Genomic DNA, 16,840 nt, shown 5'->3' with positions numbered 1-16,840 from the left:
ATAAAAGGCTTTTATTTATTCTCATACAAAAATACCAGATATAAATTGGAGATTTCACCGATTCATCTGGTATTTTATTTTATAGATTAGGTAGTAGCTCTACTTTATTCAAAGTACATATTATAAAATGGTACTTCATATTGACTTTGTGTAAAGGTTACACCTTGTAAATCTTTTGTATAAATGGCCTTATTACACTCATAAGTCAAAGGTATATATAAAGCATCTTTGTGAAGGCTTTCAAGAACAAAATCATATAATTGTTGTCTGGTTGTTTCATCGGTAGAAACTAAGATTTTTTCAATTGCTTCGTCAATTTCTGCTTTATTATCGAGTCCAAGCTGAGCAGCATAGTCGCCATAAACAGGTGCCGTCATACCTGAAAGGGAGGATTGTGGATCATATGGAGTTCCCCAACTGATATTAAATACTATATCAAAATTACCTGCCTTCATATTATCTCTATAAGACTGTTCTTCTTGTCCATTAATGATAATCTGTACACCAATTTGCTGATATTCTGCCTGAAGGTATTCTGCTATTGTTTTTTCAGTTACGCTATCACTGTTGTATAACATATCAAGAGATAATTTTACGCCAGCTTTTTCACGAATTCCATCGCTTCCAACTACCCAACCTGCATCCTCTAGTAATTGACTTGCTGTCTCCAAATTATATTCATAAGGTGTCAATGCTACATCACAATATGGAATAGTCTTTGAGAATAAGAAATCAGCAGGCTCTTCAAGTCCATAAAAGATACCTTCTGCGATTGCTGTTTTGTTGGTCGCATGCTGCAATGCTTTTCTTACTTCAATATCACCTAGAATTTCATCTGTTGTATTCATTACCAACTGTCTTGTTGATGTTGGTTGTGATAATGCCACCTTAATTTCTTCACTATCTGCATATTTGGTAATTGCATCTGCATCTATCATGTTTTTACCATATATTAAATCAATTTCACCTTTTTCAAGTGCCAGAATTCTTGTTTGGTTATCTGGAATTACTTTTACCGTTATTTTCTGAATGGTTGGTTTTTCACCCCAATAATTATCATTTGCTTCAAATACCGCATACTCATCAATTACAAAGTCCGTTAATACATACGGACCAGTTCCAATATACTCCTTTACACCGTCCTTTGTACTTCCATTCATCATTGCATTAGGAGAAATTATTGCAAATGGTCTTGTTACTCCAAGTTCTGTTAACATTGGATAATATGGTGCCGATAACGTAATGACAAATGTATTTGAGTCGGGTGCATCTACACTAACCAAAAGATTCATCATTTCAAGCCATGTATGTCTTTCTTTATTTTCAATAATGGCATCAAAATTAGCCTTAATTGCATTTGCATCGCAAATGGTTCCGTCTGAGAAATATACCCCCTCACGGATTTTAAATGTATAGACTCTACCGTCTTCACTAATATCCCAACTTTCTGCCAGACATCCTTTATATCCATCTTCAGTTATCGTTACCAATGTTTCATAGAGCATTTCCTGAGCATACATTTCGCCTGCATACAAATGAGGATTTAAATCTCTAATATCTCGAAAATTAACAAATACAAGTTCTTCTTTTCCAGTTGAATCTGCTTCGTCTTTCTTATCTTCACTGGCCGCAACCGTTTTTGCAACTTCTTGTTTATTTGTAGTAGTCGAGTTATTCGTACTACATCCCGCGATCATACTTGCTACAAGTGCAATGGTAGCACAAGTTAATATCTTTTTGTTTTTCATAATACTGCCTCCTTTTTCCATTTGTTACTATAACATAAGTTAGTTACAACTTACTAATGCCAAAAAAAAATAGGATGGTTATAACAATTTGTTATAACCCCTATTCATACATGTAATTTCACTGAAAAAGCGTACCTAATGATTCAATATATTCCTTCTCGTATTCTTCCAGTTCAATACTTTTATCCGTAACATACCCAACCAAAAGACATTTTTCACATCCATTCACAGGTAATGTTTTAATATCATATTGTTTGTAATTCGATTTCATAAAGTCCAAGCCAATGCTGCATAAATCTGTATATAGTAACATATCCAAAAAGCAATGGTCACTGTTAGTATGTACCATATGTTTGAGTTGTTCCGTTCGAACCACCCCAAGACTAAAGTTGTCTAAATGATCAATCATAGAAAAGTAATCTTTGTTTCTCTGTACAAAACGAAGTTTTGTTAGCTCTTCAAAGTCAATACTCCTTTTATTATAATATGGATTTTTAGGACCTACGTACAAACATAGTTCGCATTCTCTTAATTGCGTAAATTTAAGATTTTTTGCTTCTAAAATTCTTTTTAAAATACCTTCTTGTTTTTTAGCTAAATAGATTATACCAATTCTAGACTGGCTTTGTGAGACAAGTGATATAACTTCTTCCGCAGTTCCTTCCTGAAACTCAATATGCAGTGTTTCATCTTTCTTGTCCATATAAAAGTCAGAAATATGTCTAGCAATCATATTACTTGGGTAAGATGCAATCTTTAATTTTTGATAGAGTGCATTTCTTGCTAATATATTTATCATTTCTGCATTTTTAACAATATTCTTAGCATATTCATAAAGATTTTCTCCAAACGGTGTTAAACGAATTCCCTTATTGGAACGAACAAAAATCTCAGCATCTAACTCGGTCTCTAAATTTCTTATTACTTTGCTTACATTTGGCTGGGTAGTATATAGGATTTCAGCAGCTTTATTCAAACTTTTAGTTTCGATTGCAGCAATCAAATACTGCATTTGTCGTATTTCCATCTTTTTCTCCGATATCAATTGTTCTTGTTATTTATGAAGAATATCATATTCTTCAATTAACCCTACCATAGACTTAACTATTTGTGCAGTCATTCCCCATATAATCCAGTTTTCATAAGAGTAAAACAATAAATCATAGCTGCCTTTAGCCCAAGGATATTTCGTACCACCTGGAATCCATTCGTAAGGTAAGTCTTCTGGCGGCTCATGAATCAGTTTTGTCTCGAATCGCTGCGGTTGGTGGTTCTTAAAAAAATCGAGTGGAATTTTAATGATTTCTTCTACTTCATCTTTGCCATACGTGTCCTTGTAATCCTTGATTCTTCCAAGAAAAGGATAAATCATTAAGTTAAACGGGGATATATAAATATCACCAGGTCCTATCACTTCAATCTGTGTCGAGTTGATTTGTAATTCTTCCGTAGTCTCCCGAATTGCACATTCTTGCAAAGATTCTCCAGCTTCTAGTTTTCCACCTGGGAAACATATCTCTCCTGGATGATGTCTTAATTTTTTAGACCTCTTTTCAAATAACAAGTAAGTGGCTCCCCTATCATCAATCAAGGGAACAAAAACAGCATATTGCCTGAATTTTTCTTCTCCTATCATTCCAGGGCTTCGTAATGAAAACTCTTCCTTCTTCAAAATAGTCACCTTCCATTGTTCTTTTAAAAGTTATTATTGTTTCTTTTACTGCAACATACCTTTCATTCTACCCTAAAATTCTTATTTTAACAATGCTCCATCAAGAAAAGAGTCTGTAATATCATGTTTACAGACTCTTTGGAACTATATTATTCTAAACGATTATGTTCTCTTAATATCCTTATGCTATCAATCAACCCATATATCGGCCACCAAAGCTCGCCAACTGATCCGATTTCTTTTAATCTTTGTTCGGGATTCTCACATTTTAATCCTTCCTCAGACCAGATTCCATTTGCTATTTGCTCTACCATCGCATCTAGCTCTTCTTCCCCTAAATCATTCTGTTCAATTAACTTTTTACTTGATTGATAAACACCATCCATCGCATTTTTCTTTATGATTGCATCTAGTTTTGTAAAGAGCTCTTCGCATTCTTCTTCACTTTTTAACTTATTTTCTTGTAGACACTTGATTAACTTAATCCAATCATGGATTTCAATCCCTTGCTCAATATCACTTTTTACGAAGGATAAGAATTCAGCCAGCGTATCCATAATCGAAAGTCTATATTCGATTATCTGCAAGGCTCCTTTATAAAGCTTTGATTCCTTCTTTGCGTATTTCATCACAAACTGGACAAAATCGCCATTGGTGTAATTTTGCGGAGGCCAGTCCTTTGGAAACCATGGTGCATTTGGATATAGATACCAAGGTTGTACAGGGTATTGATTGTTCGATGGTATGGACCACAAGCAGCCTTTCTCATTCCAAAAATCACCCTGTTCCAAGTATTTTAACATACTTTTTATTACTGGATTATCTTTTTTGTCATACCCAATTTCCTTTAAAATGTTCCAAGCCATAAAGGTACTAACTGGCGTTGAATTTGGATTCCAGCAATCACATTCCAAAGCATGTCCAAATCCCCCATCTGCATTCTGATAAAATAACAATGCTTCTAAAACATCCTGCTTACTTCCATGTTCGAAATGATATTGCCACCTCGTTATATCCAGATATCTCGCATAGCGATAAACCCACTTTCTCACTCTTTGATAATCTTGATACGTTAACATTTTCATTGTAGTACCCCCTTAATTATGTTATTTTCTTTTGATGCCTTCACATTAAAATTTATATATACCTTTCATATATATATCAAATTAAATATAGTTATTACATTTTCCCCAATAAATTAAAACGAGTATAACAACATCGTTTTATCTGTGTATTCAATTTATCATAATATAACATTTTTTTCAAATATAATAAACCTTTTTTGTAAAATAATTACAATTATTTTAAAATAAAATTTAGAAGTAAGCAATTTATTTATGAACTTTGAAGAATTTTAAAAAAATTTATAAACTTTTGTTGTGTTTTCGTCACAAATTTTGTATTTTTGAATATTATATATTATGGAAGGAGTGATTGCATTATGGATAAACAACAACTTTTGACTCTTATTGAAGGTAAATCTGATACAGAGATAAAAGAAATCCTAGATAAAAACTTTGGTATAACTTGGGATCGCTTTGATAGATCATGTAAATCTTGGTATGCTAAGGTATTCACTTATTGCAATGCAGAACAGTTAGAAAGAGAATTAAATTACTTCTTATGGCTCGTTAATTTATTTGCCCCTTTATTCCATGTGTATTTCCAAGAAGAAGAAACCGTTTTTGTAGGTTGTTCTTGCCATTGTGGAACCAAAAAACTAATTCTTTACTACTCACTAACACCGCTTAAATAAATAATTATAGTATTGATTTTAAGCTTTTAATAGATTAGAACTTAAGCAAACGGTCGAGTAAGAATAAAAACTTACTCGACCGTATATCAATTCTTTAATCTATTTTTTGCAAAATAAACTCTTCAACTTCTTCTCTTTTCATCTGTAAAGGAATAGATAATTCACCCAAAACACAATCTTTGGCAAGATTTAAGTATTTTTCATCAGTCGCAATTAATTTTTTTCCTTCTTCTTCTCGAATTTTTTTGCGGATAGAAATTGTTTTGATAATCTTAATCAATTCTTTGCAATCGTATGTTTTCATTAGTTTACGATATACAAACTCTCTTTCTCTATCCTCTAATTCATTAATTGGTTCTATCTGGTCTATTTGAGAAATCAGTTCATGAGCAGCTTTTTTTGAGATGATTGGTCTCATCACTGTCTTTTCACTATCTACTGGAGTATACACCATCGTTCCTTTTACATAGATAGGTAACAAAAAATAGTATTCTTTTTTGCTTAAAACTCCGCCAATCTTAATTGGACCAATTTCTTCTACTTTACAAACCCCGTTACTACCATAAATAATATAATCTCCAACTTGAAACATAGTGATAACTCCTTTCATTCTAATAATCAATAAAATTCAAACTTTCCTATATAGAATAAATCCACCAGAAATAAAATTGATTCTGGTGGTTTATCATTAAGTCTATATTCAGTCACGTCTTAGGAAATCAATCCTTTTTATTAATTACTACGAAACCGTGATTGGTAAGTACCGTTATTAGTTCTATTTCAATTATAGCTTATCCCACAGGGAAAAGCAAGGTTTTTATATTTTTTCTACAATTTTACCATGCTCTAACCTATATGTTTTTGTGCATATTATACAATTTATGATTGGATATCAGAAGAAATTGGTCGATAATAATATGATTACATCAATCTTTGTCGATTCATCTATTCCAAATCATCAAAGTTAAAGGCTGCAGCCTTCGTATAATTTGTTACCTTAGCTTCAAAGAAATCCGTCTTTGTACTGTTTAGATTGGAAAAGTTTTCAATCCATGCCATCGGATTTTCCGTAATTTCTGGATATAGCTCTTTTAGACCGATTGCTTTTAATCTTTGATTTCCAAGGTATTTGATATATTTTTCAATTAACTCATCATTAATTCCTAATATTTCATTATTGGTCACATACTGTCCCCATATTATCTCATGCTCAACTCCTGTTTTCATCATATCTCTAATTTCTTGTATGAGTTTGTCATCAAATAACTGCGGATTCTCATTTTTTAACTCCTTAATGATATTTTGAAAGAGAACCAAGTGAGTTACTTCATCACGATTGATATATTTAAAGATGGTACTTGTTGCAGTCATCTTCCCTTGTCTTGCCAGAGTGTAAAAAAAACTAAAGCCTGAATAAAAGTAAATTCCCTCCAAGATATAGTTGGCAATTACCACACGAATAAAATGCTCCACAGTTGCTTCTTCATTGAATTGTTGATAGATATTTGCAATGTAGCGATTTCGTTTTAATAGATTTTTATCTTCTCTCCATTCATCATAAATCTTATCTCTGGTAACAGGATTGGTTACGGTATCTAAGATATAGGAATAGCTTTGCGCATGTATTTCTTCCTGAAAAGCCTGTATATTAAGGAGTGAGGATACTTCTGGTGCTGTAATATATCTAGATAGATTTGGAAGATTCTCACTTTGAACGGAATCAAGGAAATTCAAAAAGGAAATAATCTTATCAAAGGCATTTCGCTCTCCATCCGTTAGTAAAGGAAACTGTTTGATATCCTCATGTAAGGAAATTTCCTCTGGAATCCAAAAATTATTTAACATGGTACGATACATTAGATTCGCCCAGTCATATTTGATACGATTCCATTCTCTTAAATTCGTTGTGTTTCCATTAATCAAAGAAACAGTTCCTCTTACTCCGTCCTCATTAAAAATTTTCTTTTTTATCATCTTTGCCTCCTATACGCATTAACTGGAACAGCTTACACACTCGTCCATTTCAAGCGATTGATTTCGAATATAATAGATTGTCTTAATACCATTTTTCCACGATTCCATATATAAATCAAGGATGTCTTTTGCTTTTACCTCTGGTGTAATATAAAGGTTAAAAGACTGCGCTTGATCGATATGCTTTTGTCTTACTCCACAGGCTTTGATGCTGTACTGCTGATTGATATGATGTGCTTCTTTATAAAGCCAGAAATTAGCATCACTTAAATCAGGAGCTGCCTTTGGTGTAACACTTCCTTTCTTTTCCTCTACGAATACTTTTCGAAAGATTGGATCAATTCCTGCTGTCGTTCCTGCTATATTAGAGGTACTTCCAGTTGGTGCAACTGCCATAATGTAGCCATTTCTGATTCCATATTTAGCTACTTCTTCTTTCAATGACTGCCAACGCTTTGACTGATAACCTCTTCGTTCAAAGTATTTGCCTGACTGCCATTCGGAGCCTTCAAACGCTTGATAAGCTCCCTTTTCTTTTGCTAATTCAACAGAAGCCTTGATGGCTTGATATGCAATTTCTTCATAGAGTACGTCGGCTTCTTGTAGGTGTTCTTCACTCTCCCAAGCAATACCTTGATTTACCAAATAATGATGATAACCACTTGTACCAAGACCAATCGCGCGGTACTTATCACTTGTAATCTTAGCTTCTGCAACGGGTGCTTGATTCAACGTAATTACGTTATCAAGCATACGAATTTGTAGAGGAATTGTCTCTTTTAGTTCTTCTTTTGTTACACGCCCTAAGTTAATAGAATTTAGATTACAGGTAACCATGTCACCAGATTGAAGCGTTCTTATTACCTTTGCTTGTCCATCTTCGTATTCAACTGTTTCTTCTACGAAGGTTGATTCACTTACATTTTGTGCAATCTCATGGCATAGATTGGAAGCATAAATCATTCCAGCATGTTTATTTGGATTGGCTTGATTTACTGTATCACGAAAGAAAATAAACGGTGTTCCAGTCTCTACCGCACTCTTCATGATTCGTTTCATAATATCAAGAGCCGTAACTGTAATTCTTTCTAATTTTTCATTATTTTCACAGGCAAGATAGCGGTTGGTGAATTCTTTTTCATCTACTTCATCGTAATAATCCTCCAGATAAAATCCCATTTCCTTTTTAACCATATATGGATCAAATAATGACCAGTTACTTCTGGCTTCTAAACGTTGCATAAATAAGTCTGGAATACTTACTGCTGGGAAAATATCATGTGCCTTTCTCCTATCATCACCATTATTTGTACGAAGTTCTAGAAACTCATATAAATCCTGATGCCATATATCCAGTGTGATAGAAGCACCGCCCTTTCTTCTTCCAAGCTGATCAACTGCAACGGCCGTATCATTATAGAGGCGAATCCAAGGAATTACGCCACCTGAGGCATTCTTATGTCCTCTGATTTCACTATTGAGTGCACGAACTTTTCCAAGATAAATTCCAAGTGCTCCGCCATGCTTTGATACATTTGAAAACTTTTGATTTACATCATAAATCGACCAAAGATTGTCACCTACCACCGATATAAAACAGCTACTTAATTGATGATAAGGAGTGCCAGCACCTGCTAGTGTTGGAGTTGCCGTTGTCATTTTTAGTTCGCTTAAAATATCATAAAATTTCTTTGCATAAAAAAGTTTTTTCTCTCCTTCTGGAATGGCCAGATGCATCGCTATTACCATGAAACGTTCCTGTGGAAGTTCAAGCACTTCTTTATCAAATCCTCGAATCAAATAGCGATCTGCTAATAACTTAAGCCCTTCATAGTTAAAAAGTAAATCTCTTTCTTCTTTTAAATAACTTCCTAGTTCTTTTATCTCTTCCTTGGAATATTCTTCAAGTAAATACGCTCCATAATATCCTAAATCACTTAACTTATGTACCAATTCACTAAAATCGCCATATCCAAAATGTTTGTATCCTCTATTAATTGCTGCTTCTTTATATAAATCAGACATTAATAATCTAGCAGCTACATATTGCCAGTTAATATTCGTTTTCTTAATGAGATTACCAAACTCATCCTTCGTTGTTTGAACCATCTTTTCGATGGCTGTTTGAATTAATACTTTTTGAATCTCTTTTGTACTCATTCCATCACGAAATTGTAAATTAGAATCCATCTCAAGCTCAATGGGATTACAGCCTTTTAGTCCTTCACAGGCAAAAGCGACCATTTTTTTTGTTTTCTCTACACATAATTGCTCATAGGCACCGTTACGCTTTTTGATTTTGATGTTCATTCGTCCACCCTCTCTTACTTGTTAGCATAATTTGATAACAATAACTATTATTGTATTTATTCTATACTAAGTTAGTAGATTTGGCTAGGGGTAATTTTGCACTATATTTTTTTCTTTCTACTTATTAAATAACGAATACTTCCTGCCAAAGCAAGTAGAATCAAAGCATGCAGGACTATGTGATAAATATCTGGTATGTAAACTTCTTTTGTTTGAAATAATTTTATTGTATCTGAAAAATATTGTCTTTTCTTCTCCCAAGGTCCAAATATTGTAAAATACCAATGTGAAAGAAATTGAGTTACAAACCATAGAAACAACCAAAAGCTAAGTGGGTAAAGGCCTATTTTTTCATTTATAAGAAATACCAATAACAACACTAGATAAATAATAAAAAATATTCCGTCATCGTTAAATGATCTACTAACCAAAGTATTCCCAAATAGACTTAAACCTATCATATCTAGAAAAAACCAAAACAATAAGAAGAAATTAAAAACTAATAAAATTTTCTTTTCTTTTTTCATAATCAAAACCCTTTCAATCACATCCTCTAATTAAGGAAAAGCTATTCTCATTTGAAAATAGCTTTCACTTTCTTTTACATTAAATTATAACATCGTCATTGACTTCTGGCTGTTCTTCCTCACTTACCTTGTCATTGTTTCTATCTTCTTGTGGTGCTTTTTCTGACTCTTGACTTTCTGCCTCAAATTGCGCGCCACATTTTGAACAAAAGGCTGAATCAGTTGGAACTTCCTCTTGGCATTTTGGGCAAATTTTTGTATTCTTTATTGTTTGAATCTCATCTTGTAAGCGTTTGATTTCTTCCATTGCGTGATTGATACTATCGAATTCTGCCCCAAATTCGTTAAAAGAATCCTCTTTGTACTTTTCATAATATTTTTGACCAATCTGTGCATAGGTCTTTTTTATGATATCTTCCTGGGTACTAATCTTAGCATTCAAGCTGACAACTTCTGCCACCTCTTTTGCTTTTTTGGCTACATCTTTACTTTTGGTTGAAATCGTTTCTCCCAATTTTTCAAAAAAATCCATATAATACCTCCTTGCCATTATTCGTTTTAGAATCTAATTAAAATTATAGTATATATTAACCTTTTACACAAGTTTAATAATATTATCATCAATTGCTATTTATTTTTTATTCCGTTCATAATTCTTTTTCACTTATTTATATATTTTTAAGCCATATTTTTCAACAAAATTATAGTGTAGTGCTATAATCCCCATATTACATAGTAACAGTCTTTAAGGAGGACAAAATGAAAAAAGCAAAATTGGGAACCAAAATAACAATATTATTCATAGTTATTGTACTACTATCTGTTGGACTTTCAGGTGTCTTATCTGCACTCTCTCAAGATAGTATTATTGAAAAACAATTAAATTATTCCACACAGCAAAATGCAGATGCATTGGCACAGCAAATCGATTCTTTTTTACAATCTAAAGCACAAATCTTGGAAGCTTTATCAGAAATCTCTGATATAAAAAACCTTGATTTAGAAAAACAAAAAGATATTTTAAAAGCAACCAATTCAATTTATAATGAATTTGCTGTCATGTTTATTGCTGACATGACTGGACAACAAACATGTAAATCAGATGATTCAAAAGTTGCAAATATTTCAGATCGAGCTTATTTTACACAGGTTACTTCAGAGCAAAAAACAATCTTTAGCGATGTCATTATTTCCAATACCACTGGTAAGTCTGCCATCGTCATTGTCACACCCATTAAAGATAACTCTGGTAAAATGATTGCGTTATTAGGTGCTACTCTTGATTTATCCAAACTAGAAGAATACAGTTCAAAAATTGTATTAGGAAAAACTGGATATGCCTATATAACCGATAGAAATGGAATCATTCTCGCACATAAGGATCAAGCCTTTGTTGAGGAACAAAAAGATGTATCCGACATATCAATTACTCAAAAAGCATTAGAAGGTTCATCTGGTACTATGTCTTATACCTATGAAAATCAAAAGAGATTTGGAGCCTATACTTTCGTTCCTACAACGGGCTGGGGCATCGTAGTTCAACAGTATTATGATGAGGCTTATGCACAAGTATACACGGTTATCTTTGATGTAATCATTGTAGCAATCATTATACTAATTATAGCTACCATCATCAGTTTTATTTTTTCTAAAATTATTACACGTCCACTTATCATTCTAAATAAAAGTGCAAAAGACTTGGCAGAAGGAAAAATTGGACAACCCATTCTCGTTAAATCCTCTGACGAAATCGGTCAGCTTGCACGTTCCTTTGAATATATGAGAAACAGTTTAAAGGATATGGTAGAACAAATAGGAAAATCTTCTGATGAGGTAAAAGAATCAACCGATAAGGTATTGTTTCATTCTCAAAAAACACAGGGAGTTGCAACTCAAATCACTGATGCAGTGAGTGATTTGGCTTTAGGAAGTGATGAGCAAGCACGTAATTTACAAAGTACCGCATTTTCTATGACAAATATTGCAAAATCGATTGATACGATTGCAGATAATAGCAATCAATCTTATCAATCCTCAACAAAAGCAAGTAAGTTAGTTCAAAATGGTGCTATCATTGTTAAAGAGCAAGATCAAAAAATGCTAGAGACAAACCAGGCAGTCGATCAAGTTTCTGAAATCATTTATTCGTTACATGAAAAAACTGATGAAATCGGTAGAATTATTGAGGTAATACAAAGCGTTACAAAACAAACAAATCTGTTAGCTCTCAACGCGGCAATTGAAGCTGCAAGAGCTGGTGAACAAGGAAAAGGCTTTGCGGTAGTTGCTGATGAAGTAAGACAGCTAGCAGAACAATCACAGGCCTCTACTGGTGAAATACATACCATAATTAACTCCATTCAATCCACAACACAAAATGCAGTGGATCGAGTAAAATTCGCCAAAACTACCATTGAAGAACAAAACAAAGCCGTAGAAAATACCTCTAAAATATTTGATGATATTTTAAAAATTGTTGGTGTGATTGCAAATGAAGTACAAGAAATCTCTCACGCTACATCAACCGTTAGAGAGGAAAGTGAAAGTATTCTACAAAACATTGAAAGCATATCTGCTGTTTCAGAAGAGGCAGCTGCAAGCACAGAGGAAGTAACTGCCTCTACAGAAGAACAAACTGCTTCTATCGAATATGTAGTACAAGAGATTGAAAAATTAAATGAATTGGCTGAGAATCTACAAGCAACTACTAAATTTTTTCATGAATAATATTAATAAACGCGCCTAAATCAAAATGATTTAGGCGTTTTATTAATGTTCTTTAACATGCATGCATATGTATTAATATCACTATGTCGATCGATTCTTGTTAATGCTTTTCTACTTCACATAGTCAGGAGGAATACATATGTGTACATCAATTACGTTACAAACCATGCAAAAAGAAAATTTTTTTGGACGAAATATGGATTTTTCTTATCCTATCAACCCTCAACTCTACATCATTCCAGCAAATCACAGCTGGGGAAATACGATAAACGGTAAACAAATAAAAAACAAATTCCGATTTATGGCAATCGGGGAAGAAAAGGATAACATCCTTGGATTTTTTGATGGAGTCAATGAGAAAGGCTTTGCTGCTGCAACTTTGTTTTTTGCAGGCTATGCCAGCTATTGTGATCCCAACAATTTAAAAGAAAAAGAACCCATTGCCTCACTAGACTTTTTACATTATCTGTTAGGGCAATGTGAATCCATCGATGATATAGCCCCCATACTTAGTCATACTGCATTAATTGGCCTGCCAGATCCCATCACGCAAAATGTTGCCCCACTTCATTGGATTGCTACCGATAAAAGCGGTCAATGCGTTGTCATTGAACATACAAAAAGAGGCTTTATGTTATATCATAATACTATCGGTGTTATGACTAATAGTCCAGATTTTGCTTGGCAAATGACCAACCTTAGAAACTACTTAGAAGTAAGTCCTTATCAAACGACAGAAACTTATTGGGGTGATATCAAACTAACTCCTTTTGGGCAAGGTGGAGGAACTATACCTTTACCTGGGGGACATACTTCACCAGAGCGTTTTGTAAAAACCTCTTATCGAAAGACCCATATCCCAACGCCAAGAAATCAAACCGACGCTGTCATGTCATGTTTTCATATCTTAGAAGGGGTAACCATTCCTAGAGGAGTCGTAATTACCGATCGAGATCAGTATGATTACACCAAATATAGTTCTATCATTGGTACTGCCACTAGCACATATTATTTTAGAACTTATGATAATTTGCAAATTGCATCGGTTAATCTTTATAATACCGCTGTAAATGCCAAAGATATTGTCAATCTGGGACGATTATCAAGACCTGTTGTATATCAAAAGCTTGAATAAGGTGTGATTATCTCACACTTTCTTCAAGCCTTTACATTTTAGCCTTTATGCATCAATCTTACAAAAGATAAAATTACCTTTGGCAACTAATTTGCCTTTATCATCTTCTATTTCAGTTTGAACAAATCCTAATTTTGCACCCTTTTTGATAATTGTTGCTTTACAAATTAATTTTTCGGTATCCTTTGCCGCCCGTAAATAGTCTATCGTTCCATTTGCAGTGACACCTTTATCAACTTGATTATTATAAGCAACTCCTGCCGTTATATCCGCTAAATTATAAAGACATCCACCCCCAACCATCTGAAACATATTTAAGTGTTCTTGCTTTATAAAAAGCTCACTTTCAGCATACATCTTTTCTATTTTTAGAAAGTGAATCCCTGTATGACGCCTTATGTTTTCTACTGCTTCCTTTATATCTATCATAATCTTTCACTCCTTTTCAATAGAATTTCTCTCTTTTCTTTATACAAACAAGTTTACGTTTGACTCTTCTGCATCTCCAAGATAAGTAGCAACACCTGCTAATTCTACTCCATCGATCAATTCTTCTTTTGTTATTCCCATCACATCCATTGACATGGTACATGCCACTAACTTCACTCCATTTGCCATTGCCTGTTTCATCAATGCCTCAAGGGAATCTACATTTTTATCCTTCATCACTTTCTTCATCATCTGGGTACCCAAACCGCCCATGTTCATTTTGGAAAGCTTTAACTTTTTCGTTCCTCTAGGCATCATAAAGCCAAACATTTTTTCAATCAACGATTTATTGACCTTTACAGACTCATTTTTCCGTAGAGCATTCAGTCCCCAGAAAGTGAAAAACATTGTCACAGGTCTTCCCATTGCTGCTGCCCCGTTTGCTATAATAAAAGAAGCTAGCACCTTATCAAGGTCTCCACTAAAAACTATAATGGTCTTTCCTTGTGGAACATGGACTTCTTTTGGTTCTATCTCGCAAAAAGAAGTTCCCTTTTTTATATAAACAATATTTTCCTTCTCGATTCTTTCCTTTTTTATTAGTGTATTACCAGTTCTTTTACACCAAGCTTCGATATCTTTCGCAAAACCCATATCGGTAGCAGATACTTTTAAGATATCCGATTCATTCATTTCACTGATTGCTTCATTTACTTTCACAATCGGTCCTGGGCATTGCAAACCGCAACAATCTAAAACTAGCATTTGACGGTCTGCTATGATTTCATCCTCCTCTTTTGCACTCTCATCCATTTGTGCCGCTGTAATTTCTGGATTCTTATCCTCTTTTTCTAACGCTGTCATGTCACAGCTATGCATGGACTTATAAAAAGTAGTTCCACCTGATAAAACAGCAACATTTTGAAATTCATTTTGCATTAACATACGTGCTGCATTATAGGCACGAACACCGATTGCACAATAAACGATAATGAATTTACTCTTATCTAGTTCTTCCATTCTTGTTCTTAATTGACCAAGTGGAATGTGATAAGATTTTGGGATACTAAAAACCATACGCTCCATTGCTTCCGTAACATCAAGAACAATGAAGTCGTCTTTTCCTTCCTGAATTCGTTCATCTACTTCATCATATTCTACAAAATGAACCAGGTTATTTAATACATTTTCTGCTACAAAACCAAGCATATTAACTGGATCTTTTGCTGAGGAAAATGGAGGTGCATACGCTAGCTCTAATTCTGTTAAGTCTGATACCTTACCATTTAACCGTATGGTAGTTGCAAGGGTATCAATACGCTTATCAACTCCGTCTTGCCCTACAATCTGTCCACCTAATATCGTTCCATCTAATTGAAAGATTAATTTAAGAGTCAACGTGGTAGCCCCTGGATAATATCCAGCATGTGATTTTTGATTGATTAAGACCGTTTGATAATCCCTTCCTTTTTCTTTTCCTTGCGCTTTTAGTGTTTTTTCATTCACGCCCACACAAGCTACATTTAAATCGAATACCTTCGCCACCGATGTTCCTAAAGAACCATTGTATTTTTTATGTTCTCCAGTTATGTTGTCTGCTACAATGCGCCCTTGCTTATTAGCTGGACCAGCTAATGGAATCATTGTTTTATCTTTTAGGACAAAATGCTCCACCTCAATTACATCTCCAACTGCATAGATATGAGGTATATTTGTCTCTAAATATTCATTCACAACGATACCACCTCTTTGATTCACTGCAATGCCTGCGTCTTTTGCAAGAATACTATTTGGCTTTACTCCAATTGATAGAATGACCATATCAACAAGAATAGACTTCCCGCTTGCTAGAGAAATATTGGTTTCACCCTGAATATTCGTAAAGGATTTTACACCATCTCCTAGTATCAATTGTACCTTATTCATCCTCATATTTTCATGAAGCAACTGCGCCATTTCATAATCAACTGGTGCCATCACCTGATTTTGCATTTCAATGAGAGTCACTTCAAGACCAGCGTGGTGTAAATTCTCTGCCATCTCTAATCCAATGAAGCCTCCACCAATAACAGCCGCTCTTTTTGGCTTTTTTTCGTGAATATAGTGCTTAATTTTATCCGTATCTGGAACTGTCCACACCGTAAAGATATTATCTTGATTTACGCCATCAATTGTTGGTACAATTGGAGACGATCCTGTTGCTAGAATCAAATCATCATAAGACTCTTCGTATTCTTCTTTGGTCCTATGATTAAAAACCAATACCTTTTGTTCCTTAGGATTTATCTTTATTACTTCTGATGAGATACGTACCTCTATATTATATCTTTGTTTCATCGCTTCAGGCGTTTGTAATAACAAAGCATCTCTGTTTTGGATTACATCACCAATATAATAAGGAAGACCACAATTTGCATAAGAAATGTATTCTCCTTTTTCTAATATTATAATTTCTCTTGATGCATCTTTTCTTCTAAGACGTGCCGCTGCACTGGCTCCGCCTGCCACCCCACCAATAATTACAGTTTTTTTACTCATAATATAAACTCTCCTTTTCTTATT

At 34.0% G+C, this 16,840-nt stretch carries 14 protein-coding genes; 3 read left to right on the top strand and 11 right to left on the bottom strand.

What is annotated here, in order from left to right; genetic code table 11:
* Window positions 1-104 precede the first annotated feature (104 nt).
* The 4 genes from nikA to F7O84_RS04655 form a co-directional block, all read right to left on the bottom strand.
* Window positions 105-1,748 carry a nickel ABC transporter substrate-binding protein gene (nikA, locus tag F7O84_RS04670; RefSeq protein WP_207708036.1) on the bottom strand — a complete coding sequence of 548 codons (1,644 nt, stop codon included), beginning with the start codon at window positions 1,746-1,748 and terminating at the stop codon, window positions 105-107.
* 118 nt (window positions 1,749-1,866) lie between these two features.
* Complete coding sequence (locus F7O84_RS04665; protein ID WP_151142437.1) at window positions 1,867-2,775, bottom strand: LysR family transcriptional regulator; 909 nt, start codon at window positions 2,773-2,775, stop codon at window positions 1,867-1,869.
* Between the two features lie 27 nt (window positions 2,776-2,802).
* Window positions 2,803-3,420, bottom strand: coding sequence for an NUDIX hydrolase (locus F7O84_RS04660; RefSeq protein ID WP_151142435.1), 618 nt, complete (start codon window positions 3,418-3,420; stop codon window positions 2,803-2,805).
* 149 nt (window positions 3,421-3,569) lie between these two features.
* The gene (locus F7O84_RS04655) at window positions 3,570-4,505 is read right to left on the bottom strand and encodes a hypothetical protein (RefSeq protein WP_151142433.1); all 936 of its coding nucleotides are present in this window, start codon (window positions 4,503-4,505) and stop codon (window positions 3,570-3,572) included.
* Between the two features lie 356 nt (window positions 4,506-4,861).
* On the opposite strand from F7O84_RS04655, the gene F7O84_RS04650 reads away from it, so the two are divergent.
* The gene (locus tag F7O84_RS04650; protein ID WP_243140806.1) at window positions 4,862-5,176 is read left to right on the top strand and encodes a hypothetical protein; all 315 of its coding nucleotides are present in this window, start codon (window positions 4,862-4,864) and stop codon (window positions 5,174-5,176) included.
* Window positions 5,177-5,270: 94 nt separating this feature from the next.
* Here the strand turns inward: F7O84_RS04650 and F7O84_RS04645 are convergent, their stop codons facing one another.
* The 5 genes from F7O84_RS04645 to F7O84_RS04625 form a co-directional block, all read right to left on the bottom strand.
* Window positions 5,271-5,768, bottom strand: coding sequence for a CarD family transcriptional regulator (locus F7O84_RS04645; protein ID WP_192451656.1), 498 nt, complete (start codon window positions 5,766-5,768; stop codon window positions 5,271-5,273).
* A gap of 353 nt (window positions 5,769-6,121) precedes the next feature.
* On the bottom strand, window positions 6,122-7,150 hold the full coding sequence (locus F7O84_RS04640; RefSeq protein ID WP_151142429.1) for a ribonucleotide-diphosphate reductase subunit beta: 1,029 nt from the start codon (window positions 7,148-7,150) through the stop codon (window positions 6,122-6,124).
* 18 nt (window positions 7,151-7,168) lie between these two features.
* Window positions 7,169-9,460, bottom strand: a complete 2,292-nt coding sequence (locus tag F7O84_RS04635; protein WP_151142427.1) for a ribonucleoside-diphosphate reductase subunit alpha — start codon at window positions 9,458-9,460, stop codon at window positions 7,169-7,171.
* Between the two features lie 101 nt (window positions 9,461-9,561).
* Window positions 9,562-9,987: a hypothetical protein gene (locus F7O84_RS04630; RefSeq protein WP_151142425.1), complete on the bottom strand. Its 426-nt coding sequence runs from the start codon at window positions 9,985-9,987 to the stop codon at window positions 9,562-9,564.
* A gap of 79 nt (window positions 9,988-10,066) precedes the next feature.
* On the bottom strand, window positions 10,067-10,519 hold the full coding sequence (locus F7O84_RS04625) for a zinc-ribbon domain-containing protein (RefSeq protein ID WP_192451655.1): 453 nt from the start codon (window positions 10,517-10,519) through the stop codon (window positions 10,067-10,069).
* A 227-nt stretch (window positions 10,520-10,746) separates the two neighbouring features.
* Here F7O84_RS04625 and F7O84_RS04620 point away from each other — a divergent pair, with 227 nt between their 5' ends.
* Window positions 10,747-12,714, top strand: coding sequence for a methyl-accepting chemotaxis protein (locus F7O84_RS04620; RefSeq protein WP_151142421.1), 1,968 nt, complete (start codon window positions 10,747-10,749; stop codon window positions 12,712-12,714).
* A 139-nt stretch (window positions 12,715-12,853) separates the two neighbouring features.
* Complete coding sequence (locus F7O84_RS04615; protein ID WP_151142419.1) at window positions 12,854-13,849, top strand: choloylglycine hydrolase family protein; 996 nt, start codon at window positions 12,854-12,856, stop codon at window positions 13,847-13,849.
* Between the two features lie 45 nt (window positions 13,850-13,894).
* Here the strand turns inward: F7O84_RS04615 and F7O84_RS04610 are convergent, their stop codons facing one another.
* Both F7O84_RS04610 and F7O84_RS04605 read right to left on the bottom strand, forming a co-directional pair.
* Window positions 13,895-14,278: a PaaI family thioesterase gene (locus F7O84_RS04610; protein ID WP_151142417.1), complete on the bottom strand. Its 384-nt coding sequence runs from the start codon at window positions 14,276-14,278 to the stop codon at window positions 13,895-13,897.
* Between the two features lie 39 nt (window positions 14,279-14,317).
* Window positions 14,318-16,816, bottom strand: a complete 2,499-nt coding sequence (locus tag F7O84_RS04605) for a CoA-disulfide reductase (protein WP_151142415.1) — start codon at window positions 16,814-16,816, stop codon at window positions 14,318-14,320.
* Window positions 16,817-16,840: the final 24 nt, after the last annotated feature.

Source organism: Candidatus Galacturonatibacter soehngenii (genome assembly GCF_008830185.1).
GTDB classification, from domain to species: domain Bacteria; phylum Bacillota; class Clostridia; order Lachnospirales; family Lachnospiraceae; genus Lachnotalea; species Lachnotalea soehngenii.
The sequence above is the reverse complement of the archived record's forward strand: the minus strand, read 5'-3'. Positions and strand labels throughout refer to the sequence as shown.

What these genes read in the sequence shown, in the direction of transcription:
- nikA (WP_207708036.1), bottom strand. Translation starts at nt 1,748, where the DNA reads ATGAAAAACAAAAAGATATTAACTTGTGCTACCATTGCACTTGTAGCA.
- F7O84_RS04615 (WP_151142419.1), top strand. Translation starts at nt 12,854, where the DNA reads ATGTGTACATCAATTACGTTACAAACCATGCAAAAAGAAAATTTTTTT.
- F7O84_RS04635 (WP_151142427.1), bottom strand. Translation starts at nt 9,460, where the DNA reads ATGAACATCAAAATCAAAAAGCGTAACGGTGCCTATGAGCAATTATGT.
- F7O84_RS04650 (WP_243140806.1), top strand. Translation starts at nt 4,862, where the DNA reads ATGGATAAACAACAACTTTTGACTCTTATTGAAGGTAAATCTGATACA.
- F7O84_RS04640 (WP_151142429.1), bottom strand. Translation starts at nt 7,150, where the DNA reads ATGATAAAAAAGAAAATTTTTAATGAGGACGGAGTAAGAGGAACTGTT.
- F7O84_RS04665 (WP_151142437.1), bottom strand. Translation starts at nt 2,775, where the DNA reads ATGGAAATACGACAAATGCAGTATTTGATTGCTGCAATCGAAACTAAA.
- F7O84_RS04630 (WP_151142425.1), bottom strand. Translation starts at nt 9,987, where the DNA reads ATGAAAAAAGAAAAGAAAATTTTATTAGTTTTTAATTTCTTCTTATTG.
- F7O84_RS04620 (WP_151142421.1), top strand. Translation starts at nt 10,747, where the DNA reads ATGAAAAAAGCAAAATTGGGAACCAAAATAACAATATTATTCATAGTT.
- F7O84_RS04625 (WP_192451655.1), bottom strand. Translation starts at nt 10,519, where the DNA reads ATGGATTTTTTTGAAAAATTGGGAGAAACGATTTCAACCAAAAGTAAA.
- F7O84_RS04645 (WP_192451656.1), bottom strand. Translation starts at nt 5,768, where the DNA reads ATGTTTCAAGTTGGAGATTATATTATTTATGGTAGTAACGGGGTTTGT.
- F7O84_RS04655 (WP_151142433.1), bottom strand. Translation starts at nt 4,505, where the DNA reads ATGAAAATGTTAACGTATCAAGATTATCAAAGAGTGAGAAAGTGGGTT.
- F7O84_RS04610 (WP_151142417.1), bottom strand. Translation starts at nt 14,278, where the DNA reads ATGATAGATATAAAGGAAGCAGTAGAAAACATAAGGCGTCATACAGGG.
- F7O84_RS04605 (WP_151142415.1), bottom strand. Translation starts at nt 16,816, where the DNA reads ATGAGTAAAAAAACTGTAATTATTGGTGGGGTGGCAGGCGGAGCCAGT.